Source organism: Treponema sp. (assembly GCF_052169735.1).
Lineage (GTDB): Bacteria > Spirochaetota > Spirochaetia > Treponematales > Treponemataceae > Treponema.
Genome location: NZ_JBQNBW010000031.1, coordinates 13804 through 30022, shown reverse-complemented (window position 1 = coordinate 30022; position 16219 = coordinate 13804). Strand labels below are relative to the sequence as shown.

Genomic DNA, 16219 nt, shown 5'->3' with positions numbered 1-16219 from the left:
TACGCGATTTATTGTTGAACACCGGTTTTTAGCCGGTATTCACGATAAATCCGCATAAAATCGATTTTTTTAGGGAAAGAGGATTGACAGTTATGAAAAATTCGTATATTCTACCCCCCCCCCCCCCCCCCCCCCTATAATGGATCGGAGAGAGGGTCAGTAACCACTTCCGGAAAAGCAAACAAGCGATTTTCTCTCCGCTTCAAATTTCTTCTTATCTTTGGTTTATTAATTGCCCTCGCTTCAACAATTGAAGGTTTCCTTGCAGTAAGAACCGCACGTAAAGCGGTTACAGAAAAAATCCAGACGCACCTTACCGACAAAGCACGAGATGTTTCGGAAATTATTGACGGTAAAATAATGCAATGGTTTCAATTCCTTGAAGGCATTGCAAGAATGCCGTTTTTAAGTGATGGTTCAGTGCCGTATCAGCAAAAGTTGCGCTTACTTGAAAGAGAAGCCGCTTTCGATAAAGATATTGATCATCTTGTCATTGCAGACCCGAAAGGCAATTTATACTTGCCCGATGGAACGGTACAGAATATTAATTATATCAATTGGTTAAAAAAATCGGGTACTAAAAATTATATCTCTGAACCGTTTAATTCAAAGATATGGAATAAATTACTTATCGCAATTACTGTGCCAATTTATAACAGCAACAAAAACAATGTCGGAACACTCGTCGCATTAGCCGACGGTTTGACACTCTGCAATGATATACAAAACATTACAGTAGGAAAAACCGGCGAATGTTATATACTGGATGAATTGGGAGTAACAATTGCCGATAAAAATACGGCGCTGGTAACGAACTTTGAAAATACAAGAGAATCCGTCAAAAAGGATTCCTCTCTTTCTGCGCTTGCGTCATTCGAAGCTACAGCTTTACAATCTTCAGTGCCCTCCGTCGGTTTTTGGAATTATCAAGGAATTGCAAATATTTCTTCTTTTTCGAAAATAGACTCTACCGGTTGGACGGTTATTATCCAAGCGCCTGTAAATGAATTTATGGAAACGGTGAATACGCTGCAAACCATGATGATCATTATTATTATCGCCGTTATTATTACAGCGCTTATCGTTGTTTATCTTGTCGCGCATAAAACTGTACAACCGCTCCAGACGGCAGTGCGAGCCTTAAAAAATATCGCGCAAGGCGAAGGAGATTTGACTGTCCGGCTGCCGCTCATCGGTAACGATGAAATTACTGATTTATCCGAATATTTCAACCAAACGATTGAAAAGATCGGTACATCTATCCGGCAAGTCGGCGTAAACTCAAATACAATGGAAGAAATCGGGAGTGAACTCGCTTCCAATATGACCGAAACAGCCAGCGCTGTTAATCAAATCAGTGCCAATATCGACGGGGTGAAGCAGCAGGCAATGACCCAAGCGGCAAGCGTTACCGAAACGGCCGCGACTATAGAGGAGATTGTCCGCACGATTAAGCAGCTCAATAATAGCATCGAAACGCAAGCCGCGAGTGTTGCGCAGTCATCATCTTCCGTAGAAGAAATGGTTGCGAATATTGCTTCTATCGGACAAACCCTCGGTAAAACCGATGAAGTAATAAAAAGTCTTACAACGGCAACCGGCGACGGCAAAGCTACACTTGTAACCTCAAACACCGTAACTCAAAAGATAGCCGAAGAATCAGGCTCGCTAATGGAAGCAAGTAGCGTTATTCAACATATTGCTTCGCAGACGAACCTTTTAGCGATGAATGCTGCGATCGAAGCCGCTCACGCAGGAGAGGCAGGAAAAGGCTTTGCCGTTGTCGCGGACGAAATCCGTAAACTGGCGGAAGAATCTTCGACACAGGGTAAAGCCATCACCACTACGTTAAAAACGCTGAGCGGAGAAATCGAAACGCTTTCCGCTTCGTCTAAAACCGTAGAAGCAAAGTTCAATGCGATTTTCAGCCTCGCCGAACAGGTAAAAGAAATGAGTGCCAGTCTTACTGAAGCGATGAGGGAACAAGAGAACGGTAGCAAGGAAGTGCTTACTGCTATCAAGAGTATCAATACGGTAACGATAGAAGTGCAGGCAGGTTCGGAGGAAATGCTGAAAGGCGGTGAAGGCGTTGCAAAGAAAATGCAAAAACTGGATAGTCTTACCCGCGTCATTACCGAAAGCATGAACGAGATGGCATCCGGCGCAGTACAGATTAACAATGCCGTGCAGGAAGTAAGTGAAATTACGCAGAAAAATAAGCAGAGTATTGAATCATTGGCATCTGAGGTGTCTAAGTTCAAAGTCTAATCTTTTGCAAATATACGGCTCAGTAGATACACCGTCTCTTTGCAAAAGCACTGGAAGGGCTTTTGCCGATAAAAAGAAAATACATGCATACCTTTAAGGGAGTGATTATTACGAGGAATCTGAGTGATATGTACCATTTTTTGTATATTTGGTACATATCTTTGTCACATGTCCAAAAAAAGACTATAATTGGGAAATGCCGGAATTGCAAAAATTGCCGGTTGATCCTAAAAAGACCGAAACAATTGACCAATAGACGATTCCTGCAAAGATTGAACCTATAGTAAACTTTTTGAAAACAGGACATCTTCTTCCGCTATATTTTCAGCAGCAGTGCAGTTGATGTATTCACCTGCACAATTTCCACATTCGCGTTGAAAAAAGATTGCACGTTTTCTTGTGTAATGACATCGCGGATATCGCCGAAAAGATACGTTTGTCCGGACAGCAATAAGCCCTTATCCGCAATACGGATAATATTTTGGATATAATGCGAATTAATGATGATAGCGGTATGGTTCGATTTTGCGAGCGTTTGTAATATCTTTAAAAGTTGCGCCTGATTATAAAAATCCAAGTTTGATTCAGGTTCATCGAGAATAAGCAGACGAGGCTGAGAAACCAATGCCTTTGCGATATACGCCATTTGCATTTCTCCGCCGCTTAACCGGTTGCAGTTTTTATTTTTTAAATGACCGATATGCAAATCTGCAAGAACTTTTTCACTTATTTCATAATCTTTTTTTGAAGGGGCTGCAAAGTATCGGTTTACACCACACCGTCCAAATGAAACAAAATCTAAAACACTATAAGCAAATAACGGACTTTTTGCCTGCGGTACGTATGCTAAAAATCGGTGCGCTTCTTTTGACGGACGATTCATAATGAAAGAAGATCCTGCCGTCCATTTGAATATACCTGCAATGCACTTTAACAATGTTGTTTTTCCTATTCCATTGCATCCCATAACAGCAAGGATTTCACCTTCATTTACGGTAAACGACATATCATGTAAAATCGGTTTTGTACGGGGGTATGCAAAAGAGGCGCACTTCACTTCGACTATATTATTCATGTCCAGAGGCATCCTTAAATAAAAAAAGCAAAGCGAAAAGCGGCGCTCCGGTTAGTGAGGTGATAATGCCGATGGGAATTTCCGAAAAGCCGATTGTTCGGGCAAAGGTGTCGGAAAGCAGCATAAACAAAGCGCCGAATACGCTTGCAAGCGGCAGTACATATCCGTGATTCGATCCGATAATTTTTCGCGTTGCATGAGGAATTACAAGCCCTACCCAGCCGATCATACCGCTTACCGTAACGGCAGAAGCAATCAGCACAGTCGCTGCACCAAGTACAATACTTTTAACGAGCTTTGGATGCACACCGGCGATTTTTGCTTCATCATCTCCGAGCGATAAAATATTTAACTTCCAGCGAAATAGGTATAACAGTCCCGTTCCAAGCAAAAATGGAATCAGAATAAAAGTAATCTGCGCCGAGCCGGAGGATGCAAAGCTGCCCATCAGCCAAAATGTAATTGCAGGCAGGGTATCGTTCGGATCTGCTGCAAATTTTAGAATGGAAAGCATGGAAACAAATAATGATGAAGTAATGATACCGCTTAACACAATAGATAAAACAGAAAAATCTTTTTTCAATCTACATAATGCAACCACAAAAAAGATACTGAGTAGTCCTGCAGTAAAGGAGAGTATAAGTGTTGCGAAGAGATTATTGCCGAAGAACAGAATCCCTGCTGCAGCGCCAAATCCTGAAGCGGAAGCGGTTCCCAACACATCGGGACTCGCAAGCGGATTTTGCAAAATACCCTGCATCGCTGTACCTGCCAGAGCAAGTGCAGCGCCTACCATAATCGATAGTATCACTCGCGGAAGACGGATATCGAAGAGGATATGCCGTTTTACATCACCGTCGGAGACTGTTTGCCGTGTAACAAGCTTTGCAATATCGGACGGCATAATATGAAACCGTCCGATAAAACAAGCGGCAATTGCTGCTGCCGTTAAAAGCACTATACCGGCAATAAGTATTTTTCGATATGAGGTATGACCGTACCTGTACATTTACTGTATTGCTATCGGTTTAAGCATATCGCTGATGACGGCATCCGGTAAATCGGCAGCATACATTTCTTTGTAATAGTGCTTTATTCTTGCCTTAAATTCAGTCTCGGTATACCTATCGGGGTATACTTTCATCAGCATCCAAAGCAGTACCAAAGGAGAATCGGCACACGGCATTCCCCAGCTATATGTGCCTTGCGGAATATCGAATACATGTTTTTCTTTTACCGCAGTAATAAACGACCAGTCGGAGCCGTCTACTTTGTTTTGTAAAATATGCGCAGCGGCGATTACGTTTTTTCCGACTCGCATATTATTGATAAAAATCACATCGGGATTCCACGCATGAATCTGTTCCATAGAAACGGCTGCCTGTCCTGCGCCATCAGCAAAGCCTTCTACTGCTGCACTATTTTCAAAACCTGCCATATTTAAAAATGCATCTCCATAACTGTTTTTTCCGCTTACAGTAATCTTCCCGCCAAGATAGCTGAAAATAAAAAGCGCTTTTAATTTTTTATGTTCACCTGTATGCAAAATTTTTTCAGTGAGTATATTTGTTTCCTGCCACTGCTTTTTAAACCGTTCGGGATTTTTTATGCGGAAAGTATCTGCAAGCAGCGCTTCCCATTTTTCCGTTAGCGTTTGGGGATTCATATCTTTCAGGTGCATATTCAACATCGGTGCATCGATATTCGCCAAATTCTTTTTTTCAAAAGCCCCGTAATAGATAATCAGTGAAGGATGTAACGATGCCAAACTTTCGACATTGATTGTAAAATCGTTATTGACAAACGAGGTGTCGATGTTTTTTGCACTGGAATTTACAATATGCAGCACCTGCGGATTTGATGTTGAAAATGTTCGCGGATTTACACCGACAACGGAATCCGCAAGCTGCGGAAAAGTAAGCAGCATCGAATAAACCGGCGGTGATAAATTAACGATACGGGTATGCTGTTGCTCCCGTTCGGATGTTTCTGCACCATGCGATTCTTTTTGCCCTGCAGCAAAAAGACTGAGACCCAATACGGAAATAAAAACCGCATATACAATTTTCTTATTCATATTTTCCTCCATAAAAATACTCGTTCACAATAATAGTAAAAACTTTTACAAGTTTTAAAAATGATTTGCTATCATCTCATTAGCTTTTTCTAAAAAGTGATTGATAAGAGAGCATTCTTGCTCATTCAGCGAATCGATAAAATCGAAAAAAGATTTATCATGCGTTTGATGGTAGTTCTCATGTGCAGCATACGCCGCTTGCCCGCTCTTTGTTAAAAATAATTTCTTTCGTTTTTTATCTTCCGTATCCTCCTCTTTTTCTACAAATCCGCGTTCCTCAAGTTTTAGCAAAGTCTTGTGAATAACCGCACGGGTAATCCCCATATCGCGGGCAATTTCTGAGCTGAATATTCCCGGATTATCTCCTATCTTTTTTATGATATGAATTTCTCCGCGGTAAAATGTCATATCCTTCCCTGCAAATGAAAGCGTGTTGTTTTTTCCGTTTGCAATTTTCTCTATCAATGCTATGTATCGTTCAATCACAATATGTTTATTTGTCACTGCATACCTTCCTAAATACAATAAAAGGATATAAGCCGTCGGTGCCTTTCATTATCTCTTTTAGACTGACGGAATTTAAAGCGGAAATCAGCATCTCTTTTGACAGAGCTTTATTTATGCGGAAGTTTTCATCCCTCGGTGCGCTGTGTCGGAGTTGTTGATTTTTTCGTCTGAGATTTCCCTTTAGCCACCGCGCAGCATATCGTGCCTTATCTTTCTCTGTGGCAAAAGCGGTATCATACACCAATAATAGTCCGCCTTCTTGGAGCGCATCACTTATTTTTTTAACAAACGGCTCGATCATCTCCAGCACAAATGGAAAAATACCTGAGGCAATAATGAAATCATAATCGCCCCCGATGCCGTCTAAAAGGAAATTTCCTTCCATGATTGCAATGCGGTTTTTTGCCGGAGAATCGGCTATAAAGCGCCGTGCGATAGATACAACGTCTTTCTGCTCAAAAAGAACACCTTCGCATTTTTTATACGATTCGGCTACCGCAATGAGCAGTGCTCCTGAACCTCCGCCTAAATCAAGAACCTTTTTCGGCATAATGCCAAGTTCTTTAATCAGTGTAAGCAAGGGCTGTTTTCTCAATATGCTTATTTCCTTGGCGGTAATCCGTGCCATTTCAGTAAAATCAAAGACGGGACAGCTGCTTGACTTATCGGATAGACTTTCCGCTTCATTGCATATATCCGACAATCGTTTCCGATAAAGCAGTACATCGCCTATATACGATACACTCGAACGAGCTAAAAACCGCTGCGTTTCATCGGTATTGTAATAGCATTCTCCATCAACGGTTATCAATCCTTGAGCAGCGAGTGCATCTAAAAATATCTTTAGCGATTGTGCATTGCCGAGATTGAGACTGCCGTATTTGTCGGCATTGCACGATATTACTGCAGCAAGCTCCTCAGCTGTCTTACCGTTACTTAATACGGTAAACATATCGAACTCCAACGCTATAAAAAAAATCTGTGCATCCAATAGTGTGTCGAGCTTTGTATAATATTTTAAAACAGATTTCATCCGCTATCCTTTATTTGTATACATGGCATACAAATATAATCGGAAATGAATATTTTGTAAAGTAATTGATGTCAACAAACATACACTATTTATACAGCCTTGTTTTATACTAGACCTATTCGATAACTGCGTTTTCGAATAGGTCGACGAGTTCTAAATCGCGCAAATAGCACGATTTAGAACATCGCATTTCAAGGTACCCTGTTCAGAAAGGTCAGTTTCCGAACAGGTTTACTATATATAGATAGCGGTGCTTCCTGACCCTGTTTTCCGGCAGTAGGCATTGATTCTTGTTTTATCTTTGATCCTCTGCTATAGTACCGGTGCATGAACAGTATGGATTTGGATAATGAGATAGATGATTTTGGGCTGGTGCGCGGTGAAAAACAATCCGGTGATGAAAAAGACCGGGCGCTGCGTCCGCAATTTTTAAAAGACTTTCAGGGTCAACAAGAGATCAAAGAAAATTTATCAGTGTTTATTCAGGCGGCACGGAGCCGCGGGGAAAGCCTTGATCACCTCTTTTTGATTGGACCGCCTGGTCTCGGCAAAACAACACTGGCACAAATTACTGCGCAGGAATTGGGTGTTGAGTGCAAAATTACAGGAGCCCCCGCTCTTGATAAGCCTAAAGACCTTGCCGGTATCTTGACAACGCTGTCCGAGCGGAGTGTCTTTTTTATCGACGAAATACATCGGCTCAAACCGGCAATCGAAGAAATGCTCTATATTGCAATGGAAGATTATGAGCTTGACTGGATCATCGGGCAGGGACCGGGCGCTCGTACCGTGCGTATTCCCTTGCCGCCGTTTACACTGATTGGGGCGACGACCCGTGCTGGTATGGTCTCCAGTCCTCTCATCAGCCGCTTTGGCATTGTGCAACGTTTTGAGTTTTATAAGGATGAAGAACTTGCATCCATCATTATGCGTTCGGCAGATATTCTCCGCATCAGTATCGAAAAAAAAGCTGCACTGGCGCTTGCCCGCTGCTCACGCGGAACCCCGCGAGTTGCCAATCGGCTTCTGCGGAGGATGCGGGACTTTGCGTTTATCGACGGAAGTACTACCATCCAAGAAACAACAGTGGTACACGGTTTGAAACGGCTGCACATTGACAGTCTTGGTTTAGAAAACTACGACCGTCAAATACTCCGGTCTGTTATAGAAAACTACGGCGGCGGTCCGGTAGGCGCAGAGACCCTTGCCATTTCCATCGGAGAATCGCAAGATACACTCGAAGACTATTATGAACCCTATCTGATTCAAACAGGACTCTTGCAGCGAACCCCTCGCGGACGTATGGTTACGGAAAAAGCATACACGCATCTTGGTCTCGCCGTACCGGCAGCAGCAAACTCAACCGGACAAAACGGTATGTTGTTTTAGTGGTCAGTAAACTACTGCACTGCCAAAATCCGTAAATCTGTGGTATAATACTTCTCATAGTGTCCGTTCTGCATTGCAAGCGATATTGTTCAAAAAAGAGACTTTGATGACAGTTGACTAAATCCTTCTTTTTAAGTAACATAGCCTGTATTTTACCCTAGCTGTCCTTCGACGGTATTTTGTATGTTGGGGATATGCTCGGTCTATAAGAGAACCGCTGCAAGCTGATTTCAGTTTTCGGCTGTGTCTCAAGGATTAATGTTCCGGAGGATAAACGTGAGCGTAAAGATTAGATTAAAGAAATTCGGCAGCAAAAAGCGTCCGTACTACCGCATTGTTGTACAGGATGTCCGCGAGCCGCGTGATGGAAAAACCATCGACGAGGTTGGAATTTACCATCCAATCGAAGCAGAAGATCGGCAGATTGCTTTTGATGCTGACAAAGTGCGCAGCTGGCTTGATAAAGGCGCTCAGCCGACCGATACCGTCCGTCACTTGCTCAACAAAAAACAATTCACTCTCTAGGGTGGCTGTTGGACATGGAACGTGATTTAGTCGAGTACATTGCAAAGTCTCTCGTTGACGATCCCAGTGCTGTATCTCTTACTGAAAAAGAAACGGAACGCGGTATTGTGTTGGAACTGAGAGTTGCGAGCGGCGATGTTGGAAAGGTGATTGGAAAATTCGGGAGAGTTGCTCAGGCAATCCGTACTTTGCTGATGGCATCTGCAGGCAGGAGCGGAACCCGGTATTTGCTGGAAATTCTTGATTAATGGAGTGGCTTATAACCGGTAAGGTTCGCGGTTCATTCGGATTAGAAGGCTTTCTTAAAGTCGAGAGCGCTTCGGGTGAATACGAACATTTTTTGAAATTAAAAGAAATACGGCTGAGGTTTCCTCGTACACACGCGGAGGAATCGGCTGGTGAAGTTCCTTATCAGGTTGAAAAGTGCACTGTCCGTACTACGGACGCTTTATTAAAACTACGGGGAGTGGATTCGCCTGAGGCAGCAAAAAAACTGCACGGAGCGGAAGTGCTCGTCCCCCGCGATATGGCTTGTCCCTTAGAAAAGGGTGAGTTTTATATCAATGATCTTTGTAATTCTGTCCTTGTATACAAAGGAAATACTGTAGGTACAATTACAGATGTAGTGGAAGGCGGAGGCGGTTTCCTCTTGGAACTCTCCGAGGCTGCAACAGGCAGAGCCATGTATATTCCCTTTCGTTCTGAATTTATTGGGAAGATAAATGTACATGCTAAGCAGGTTGAGCTTATGCACCGCTGGATTCTCGAATGAGATTCGATGTGCTGACCTTATTCCCGGAAATACCCGCTGCCTTTTTTGAAACGTCGATCATGGCAAAAGCGGTTGACCGGGGACTCATCAGCTACAATCTGGTAAATATCCGTGACTTTGCTTACGATAAGCATCGCACCTGTGATGATCTTACCTATGGCGGCGGTGCCGGTATGCTTCTTTTACCACAACCGCTTTCGCGTGCACTCGATGCTGTACAGGCTGCCGGTAAGCGGGTTATCTATGTAACCCCATCCGGTAAACCGTTTACACAATCGTATGCAGCGGAGCTGGCGCAAGAGGAAGAGCTTGTACTGGTTTGCGGCCGCTATGAAGGAATTGATCAGCGGATCATCGATGAATATGTTGACGATGAAATTTCGGTTGGCGATTATGTGATGTCATCCGGGGAACTTGCCGCTTTAGTAGTGATAGACACGGTTTACCGTTTGATCGACGGCGTTATTTCTCAAGAATCCCTTGAAGAGGAAAGTTTTTCCGATGGGCTGTTGGAATACCCTCAGTATACAAGACCGCAGATATTCAGGGACAAGGCTGTTCCTGAAGTGCTTCTGTCCGGGCACCATGAGCGTATCAGAAAATGGCGGCTTGCACGCAGAATTGAAAAAACGCTTGCCATGCGTCCCGATTTATTATCGGCAATCCGCAATTCGCCTGAATGGACACAGGAAGCAGAACTTATTTTACAGGAGATAACAAATGGCAGAGAATTTAATTCGCATAATTGAAGAAAAACAGAAGATTGTTGAAAAACCTACTTTCAAAGTAGGTGATACCGTTAAGGTACACTTCAAAATTATTGAAGGAAAAACCGAGCGTATCCAGATATATGAAGGTTTGGTACTCTGCTTTAAAAATGCCGGTATCGGACGCACCTTTACGGTACGGAAAAACTCATACGGTGTCGGAGTAGAGCGTGTATTTCCGCTGCACTCACCCCGTATTGCAAAAGTCGAGGTTGTACATGCCGGTAAGGTACGCCGTGCAAAGCTCTACTACATCCGCGAAAAGATCGGTAAGGCTGCAAAGATTAAAACACTTCTTAAAAAGAAAGCTTAAAGATGCAACCGTTAGAGGGGCGTTCTCTTTTGCTGTTACCGCTTAACAAGCAGGGGGCGCTTCATCTGAATCTGCATACAAACACTACTATTGCTGCATCGTTTTCCGAAAACGAAGTAGTAATGGTACGTGTTCTTTCAGCTCTTAAAAATAACATTATACGGATTGCCGCTAAAGGTGTTGTTATGCAGGTAAAAGCTCTTTCTTCTGTGGAGATGCAGGAAGGCGCTTTTTTGTTGATGCGTGTACATCTTACCGCCGATACCGTTGTTTTAAGTCCGTATCATCGGCATGTTTTGACACAGTTTCCGCACGAAGATGTGTTTACTCAGCTTAATATTCCTCAATCTGATCTCACTGCATCTCTTATTACTTTTTTTCTCGAAAATGAACAGCCTTTAGAATCAAGACAGCTGTCGAAACTACTAACGGAGCTTTCTATCTTTCATCCTCATGAAAAAAAGGCGGCATTTGTTGCAGCTCTGCTGGCTTCCCGCGGAATAACTCTTTCACCGGAGCTTATTGCGCACTATTTACAGGGTGTATTCGGTATGCCGGTGCTGCAGCAGTTCCCGCATACTCTATATGATGATGATCTCTTCCGCCTTGTCAATCATATAAAGGCAGCGAGGAATCATTGGGTAGTTTTCCCATTTAAAAAACATATAAAAGTCGAATGGAAGGGGTCAGTCGCTTTTTTACTTGACATGTATGATACCTGCTGTCTTGAATGCTGTGTGCGGGTTCATAGTGACGAAAAAAACGAAAGCTGGATATTCACTCTTAAAGATAATGAATGCCTCTTTGCTTATGAAGGTGCTTCTCCTTTATCCGCTCAGCAGAAACAGGAATTCACCCATTTACTCACCGGCTGTCTTACAGCAGCAGGTGCATTATCATACACAGTGCGCCCTGCATCCGGTGATAAATTGCATAATTCACTTGCATCAATCGATATATCTGTGTAAAATAGGAGCGGTATTGTATAGACTAGACTGTATGCTAGATCTATTCGATAACTACGTTTTCGAATAGATTGACGAGTTCTAAATCGTACAAATAGCACGATTTAGAACATCGCATTTCAAGATACCCTGTTCAAAAGGTCAGTTTCCGAACGGGTTTGCTATATCCAAGAGGATACCGATATGAAAAGAGCATGTTCGGTTGCATTATCTTACGTATTAGGAGACGAAGCGCCGCTCATCATGGGTTCAGGACGCGGTGCTGTTGCACAGAAAATACGGGAGATAGCTGACTCGTGCAATATTCCTCTGATTCACGATCCTCTATTGGCTGAAATTTTAGTTGAAGCCGATATCGGCTCTTGCATTCCGGAGGAAACGTATCAGGCTGTAGCTGCTATTTTTGCATTTCTGGAAAAAAAGGAAGGAACTATTTGTGCTAAGACGAATTAGAGTAGAAGATTTGAAAGAAGGTATGATATTTTCCGAGCCGCTTTTTTTTGATGATGGTAAGAATAGGGTGCTTGGTAAAATGCACCCCGTTACGCAGCGCGAATTGGCAGTCCTCAAGCAATGGAAGGTGCCTTTTGTAATGACTGAAGGCAAAGCCGTTAGAAGTGATGCGGAAATGAATGATTTAGTCGAAGAGTTGGATGCTCTTGTTGATGAGGAAGAGGATTCAACAGGGAAACAGTCCGATAAAATAGATGATTCCGACATTTTGAAACTGCCTGATGTTTTAAATCATAGTGAACTTTATAGTGAATATCTTTCGATTGTTGATGCAGTTGATGCGTTTTTAAATGATATTAAACAAAAAAAGCCGATCTCTCCGCGTCCTGTTGACGGCATTGCACTACGGCTTCATAACCTCTTGGCAGCAGATAGAACTTTGGTTATTTCGTTTATTTTGACAGCAGATATTCCTGAACATGATATGGCAAAAGCCCTTGTCGATAGTGCAATTTTAGCAGAAACGCTTGCAGTATTTATGAAAGAGCCGGCGGATTATCGGGATGATGTTGTACTGGCAGCATTGTTGCATGATTGCGGCATGTTGAGGATTCCCGACACTATCTTACAAAAGAAAGGGCCGCTGTCTGATACGGAGATGCAAACCGTCGCTGCTCATACCGTTTACGGATACAAAGCAGTTTTGTCGGAATTTATGTATACGGAACGGGTTGCACAATTTGTGCTGCAGCACCATGAACGCTGGGATGGCAAGGGATATCCCGGCAGGCTGAATAAGGAAGGTATAGAACTCGGTGCGCGTATTATCTCGGTTGTCGATGCATTTGTTGCAATGACTTCCGCAAAGGTGTACCGAAGTGCACTGCTCGGTTATGATGCGATGAAAACCTTTCTTGCTGATAAAGGGCGGCGTTTTGACTATCAAGTTGTCAAAGCATTGATACAAAGCATTGGGGTGTACCCGATCGGCTCGATTGTCCTAATGAATGATACATCGATCGCCCGTGTTATTGATGTCGCCCCGGAAGAACCGCTCCGTCCGCTCATCCGGGTGCTTATTGATGAGTCAGGAAAGAAGTTTTTGAACAATACCGGTAGACTGCTGAATTTACGTGATTGTAAAAATATTTTTATCGTCCGTGCAGTTGACCCGCAGCAGTATCAGAAGAAATGACGGAGCAACGGCTTGGTCCAGCAGGGGAGACCTTTGCCGAAAATTGGTTGAAGCAGCAGGGTTATACTATTGCTGCACGGAACTGGCGAACGCGAACCGGTGAAATCGATATCATCGTAGAAAAGGATGATTGGGTTATCTTTGTAGAAGTAAAAACCCTACCGCATACGGTATTTACCGATCTGGATATTATCGTTGGAAAGAGAAAACAGGAGAGGATTTGTAAAACTGCTAAATATTTTCTCTTAACTCATCGAAAATATAACCAGATGCATATACGGTTTGATGTTATCGTGCTCCCGTTTGATCCTCGGACAACAAAAGATGCGGAACCGGTGCACCTAGAGAATGCTTTTGAGGATTGTTATATATGAATAGTGGTGTGTTTCCAAAAAAAGAACGGTATTTTCCCCGCAAATCCCTCACAGAATCTGATTTTTATGAAATGGAAACAAAACTCAAAGATGAAGCGTATATCCAAGCCGCTATCTACCGATTAGCATCAATACTGACTGAACAGCTGATGGATATGAGCGTTATTGACTAAAAAGGATATTGATTAAAATGAATAGACGGGGACACAGAAAAGATCATCGCCATAGCGAGTCTGCTAAAACCGAGTTTGATTATCATGCTACAACAAAGATAGGAGATAGTTCCGCTTATTATATTTGTCCGCGGTGCGGTAAGCCCATTAAAGATTTAAGCGCAGCCCTTGCAGATAAACCTGATGGAAATCCGGTGCATTTTGATTGTGTATTGAATTTTTTAAAAGAGCATGAAACACTCCACGAAAACGAAGCATTGAGCTACATTGGGCAAGGCCGTTTTGCAGTATTAAAATATGCTTCTATGGTAACGATGAAGGACTTTTCTATTGTCCGTGTTATCGAATGGGAGGATAAAAATAGCCGGGCAGAATGGCGCGGTACGATCGCAAATCGCTTTAGCCTCATTGATTAACAATTACTGCAATCCGGCGGTGTCAGTAAGGACTCCGGATATTGGATTGACCATAAAAATAAGCCTTGCGGCGGAGCTGTTTCGCCTGCCGCTTTTCGGTTTTTTGACTTCAGAATCTGTTCAAAATCTGCTCTTGTCTGTTTTACCTGCTCACAGTGCAGCAAGGTACCGGTTATAGACCGTACCATCCGCCACAAAAATGCGTTTGCTGAAATTTCAAATACCAAGCAGCGTTCGTCATGGAAAAAATGAGCGCTGTAGATATAGCGCGATTTGCTTTGACTTTGATCCCCGGCGGCTGAAAAGGTTGTACAGTCCAGCTCTCCCGATAGCACACGTGCCATTTGATTTAAAAGCTCAACATCCGGTTCTCGCCTGATATGCCAGCAATAGGGCAGTTCATGGGCAAAAGCAGCTGTTCCGCATCGAATAAAATAGCGGTAGGTACGGGCATGAGCGCTAAAGCGGGCATGTAACAGGGGTGATACCTGGTGTGCTTCCATGATCCGTACATCGCGCGGGAGAATTGAATTGAGCGCCGGAACAAAGTTTTCCGGTTTAATACGGGCAATATCCGTAAAAAAATGAGCAGCTTGTCCGCATGCATGGACTCCTGCATCCGTTCTGCCTGAACCGGCAAGTTCTACTGGGTGCTTATGCAGGAGCGCAAGCGCCCGCTCGATCTCTCCTTGTACGGTGCGGAAGGCTTCCTTACCATGGTGCAGCTGTTTTTGCCATCCGTGAAAATGCGTACCGTCATAAGATATCCGTAGTAATATGTTCCGGCTGGCAGAATCACTAGTCATCATCTGTTTCGTGCAGTTCCGCTTTCAGTGAATCGTACAACGTGCGGGCATGCTCTAAAATGGGACCGGGTTTATTTTTTGAAGATTTACCGAGACCGAAAAGTTTTGCCAATGAAATCTTGTGTGTGCTCAATCGTTTAAGCCGCATTTCCATATCTGCCTTTTGCCCGTAGCGGTATTCCAGCAGTGCCCCAAGATAGATGACCCCGTCATAGCCGTAGTTTTTATCAACATCGGGACCAAAGGACTTGAGTCCTGCAATCATTTCTTTGCCGGTAGTTTCAAGCTCTAATGCCCGCCGGTATAAAAAAAGCGCCTTTTGATAAAAGAGCTTAGAAATATAGGTGTAGTTTTCTTCCGGTTCTTTTTCACCCAAGGTAGAAAAAAGCCATGCTGCCCGGAGTGCACAAATTGCTTGCTTAATTGTTGGAGAAAACTTCTCATCAAACTCATCATAGCATAAGAGGGCAAGGTAGTAGGCAGCAGCGCCTTCATGGAGCGTGCGGGCGTTATTAAAATCAACACGTCCAAAGAGTCCATTAACTGCCGTATGCCGCTGATCCATTTTTTCAAGCAGTTTTTCTGCAGTTGCTTTATCGACAATCCGGAAATCCTGAGTAAAACCGGCATAGAGGCACTTTGGACACACCGTCATGCTGTAAATAAGCGGATGTACTTCTCCATATTTTGCAGACGGTTCATATAAACGGCGAAGTTCATCGGTTAAATCGCCTGCAATAACCCGTCCGCCTCCGGAATACATCTCTTCCCGTTTAAATTTTGCGCCGCATACCGGGCACTCAATTTGCTCTTTTGAATAATAAGAAATTGCAGCTTCTTTTTTCGGCGGCTGCAACGGATTTTCATAGTTCATGCTTAATAACTCCTTTATAGTAAACCTATTCGGAAACTTGAGTTTCTGAATAGGTTACCTTAAAATGCGATGTTCTCGCATCGTGCTATGTGTACGATTTAGAACTCGTCGACCTGTTCGGAAACGCAGTTATCGAACAGGTCTAGTATAAGGTTATGGGAAACTCTAACAACTCATGTTCGATTATGGGAGCTTCCGCTTAAACTTTCACAAATATCATATGGGAATCTCTAAAAA

20 protein-coding genes are annotated in these 16219 nt (G+C 43.3%); 13 read left to right on the top strand and 7 right to left on the bottom strand.

Going from position 1 to position 16219, the window contains the following annotated elements:
* Positions 1–216: 216 nt before the first annotated feature.
* A complete protein-coding gene (locus tag ACTTJ8_RS06670; protein ID WP_442720694.1) occupies positions 217–2268 on the top strand; it encodes a methyl-accepting chemotaxis protein in 2052 nt (683 codons plus the stop codon).
* Positions 2269–2584: 316 nt separating this feature from the next.
* On the opposite strand, the gene ACTTJ8_RS06665 is transcribed toward ACTTJ8_RS06670, so the two are convergent.
* The 5 genes from ACTTJ8_RS06665 to ACTTJ8_RS06645 are packed head-to-tail and all read right to left on the bottom strand — an operon-like array spanning position 2585 to position 6960.
* Positions 2585–3343, bottom strand: a complete 759-nt coding sequence (locus tag ACTTJ8_RS06665; RefSeq protein WP_442720693.1) for an ABC transporter ATP-binding protein — start codon at positions 3341–3343, stop codon at positions 2585–2587.
* Positions 3336–4352: a FecCD family ABC transporter permease gene (locus ACTTJ8_RS06660; RefSeq protein ID WP_442720692.1), complete on the bottom strand. Its 1017-nt coding sequence runs from the start codon at positions 4350–4352 to the stop codon at positions 3336–3338. The genes ACTTJ8_RS06665 and ACTTJ8_RS06660 overlap by 8 nt, the downstream gene beginning before the upstream one ends.
* Positions 4353–5420 carry an ABC transporter substrate-binding protein gene (locus ACTTJ8_RS06655; protein ID WP_442720691.1) on the bottom strand — a complete coding sequence of 356 codons (1068 nt, stop codon included), beginning with the start codon at positions 5418–5420 and terminating at the stop codon, positions 4353–4355.
* 54 nt (positions 5421–5474) lie between these two features.
* Positions 5475–5924, bottom strand: a complete 450-nt coding sequence (locus tag ACTTJ8_RS06650; RefSeq protein ID WP_442715348.1) for a MarR family winged helix-turn-helix transcriptional regulator — start codon at positions 5922–5924, stop codon at positions 5475–5477.
* On the bottom strand, positions 5914–6960 hold the full coding sequence (locus ACTTJ8_RS06645; RefSeq protein ID WP_442715349.1) for a methyltransferase: 1047 nt from the start codon (positions 6958–6960) through the stop codon (positions 5914–5916). Before ACTTJ8_RS06645 ends, ACTTJ8_RS06650 begins: the two co-directional genes overlap by 11 nt.
* A gap of 336 nt (positions 6961–7296) precedes the next feature.
* Here ACTTJ8_RS06645 and ruvB point away from each other — a divergent pair, with 336 nt between their 5' ends.
* From ruvB to ACTTJ8_RS06585, 12 genes are all read left to right on the top strand, one after another.
* Positions 7297–8349: a Holliday junction branch migration DNA helicase RuvB gene (ruvB, locus tag ACTTJ8_RS06640; RefSeq protein WP_442715350.1), complete on the top strand. Its 1053-nt coding sequence runs from the start codon at positions 7297–7299 to the stop codon at positions 8347–8349.
* 258 nt (positions 8350–8607) lie between these two features.
* On the top strand, positions 8608–8874 hold the full coding sequence (gene rpsP, locus ACTTJ8_RS06635) for a 30S ribosomal protein S16 (RefSeq protein ID WP_442715351.1): 267 nt from the start codon (positions 8608–8610) through the stop codon (positions 8872–8874).
* A 14-nt stretch (positions 8875–8888) separates the two neighbouring features.
* Positions 8889–9122 (top strand): KH domain-containing protein, encoded by a 234-nt coding sequence (locus ACTTJ8_RS06630; RefSeq protein WP_442715352.1) that lies wholly within the window; start codon positions 8889–8891, stop codon positions 9120–9122.
* Positions 9122–9646 carry a ribosome maturation factor RimM gene (gene rimM / locus ACTTJ8_RS06625; protein ID WP_442720690.1) on the top strand — a complete coding sequence of 175 codons (525 nt, stop codon included), beginning with the start codon at positions 9122–9124 and terminating at the stop codon, positions 9644–9646. The genes ACTTJ8_RS06630 and rimM overlap by 1 nt, the downstream gene beginning before the upstream one ends.
* Positions 9643–10395: a tRNA (guanosine(37)-N1)-methyltransferase TrmD gene (gene trmD / locus ACTTJ8_RS06620; protein ID WP_442719648.1), complete on the top strand. Its 753-nt coding sequence runs from the start codon at positions 9643–9645 to the stop codon at positions 10393–10395. The genes rimM and trmD overlap by 4 nt, the downstream gene beginning before the upstream one ends.
* Positions 10367–10726 (top strand): 50S ribosomal protein L19, encoded by a 360-nt coding sequence (rplS, locus tag ACTTJ8_RS06615; RefSeq protein ID WP_442715355.1) that lies wholly within the window; start codon positions 10367–10369, stop codon positions 10724–10726. The genes trmD and rplS overlap by 29 nt, the downstream gene beginning before the upstream one ends.
* Before the next feature lie 2 nt (positions 10727–10728).
* Positions 10729–11694: a hypothetical protein gene (locus ACTTJ8_RS06610; RefSeq protein WP_442720689.1), complete on the top strand. Its 966-nt coding sequence runs from the start codon at positions 10729–10731 to the stop codon at positions 11692–11694.
* A gap of 180 nt (positions 11695–11874) precedes the next feature.
* Entirely contained in the window at positions 11875–12144 is a 270-nt protein-coding gene (locus ACTTJ8_RS06605) for an EscU/YscU/HrcU family type III secretion system export apparatus switch protein (protein WP_442715357.1), read from the top strand.
* Positions 12128–13339 carry an HD-GYP domain-containing protein gene (locus ACTTJ8_RS06600; RefSeq protein WP_442720688.1) on the top strand — a complete coding sequence of 404 codons (1212 nt, stop codon included), beginning with the start codon at positions 12128–12130 and terminating at the stop codon, positions 13337–13339. The genes ACTTJ8_RS06605 and ACTTJ8_RS06600 overlap by 17 nt, the downstream gene beginning before the upstream one ends.
* On the top strand, positions 13336–13713 hold the full coding sequence (locus tag ACTTJ8_RS06595; protein ID WP_442715359.1) for a YraN family protein: 378 nt from the start codon (positions 13336–13338) through the stop codon (positions 13711–13713). The genes ACTTJ8_RS06600 and ACTTJ8_RS06595 overlap by 4 nt, the downstream gene beginning before the upstream one ends.
* Positions 13710–13886 (top strand): hypothetical protein, encoded by a 177-nt coding sequence (locus ACTTJ8_RS06590; RefSeq protein ID WP_442715360.1) that lies wholly within the window; start codon positions 13710–13712, stop codon positions 13884–13886. The genes ACTTJ8_RS06595 and ACTTJ8_RS06590 overlap by 4 nt, the downstream gene beginning before the upstream one ends.
* Positions 13887–13903: 17 nt before the next feature.
* Complete coding sequence (locus ACTTJ8_RS06585; protein ID WP_442720687.1) at positions 13904–14302, top strand: hypothetical protein; 399 nt, start codon at positions 13904–13906, stop codon at positions 14300–14302.
* On the opposite strand, the gene truA is transcribed toward ACTTJ8_RS06585, so the two are convergent.
* Together truA and ACTTJ8_RS06575 are read right to left on the bottom strand one after the other, a co-directional pair.
* A complete protein-coding gene (gene truA, locus ACTTJ8_RS06580) occupies positions 14299–15108 on the bottom strand; it encodes a tRNA pseudouridine(38-40) synthase TruA (protein ID WP_442719264.1) in 810 nt (269 codons plus the stop codon). The genes ACTTJ8_RS06585 and truA overlap by 4 nt on opposite strands.
* Positions 15101–15982 carry a DUF2225 domain-containing protein gene (locus ACTTJ8_RS06575; RefSeq protein WP_442720686.1) on the bottom strand — a complete coding sequence of 294 codons (882 nt, stop codon included), beginning with the start codon at positions 15980–15982 and terminating at the stop codon, positions 15101–15103. Before ACTTJ8_RS06575 ends, truA begins: the two co-directional genes overlap by 8 nt.
* Positions 15983–16219: the final 237 nt, after the last annotated feature.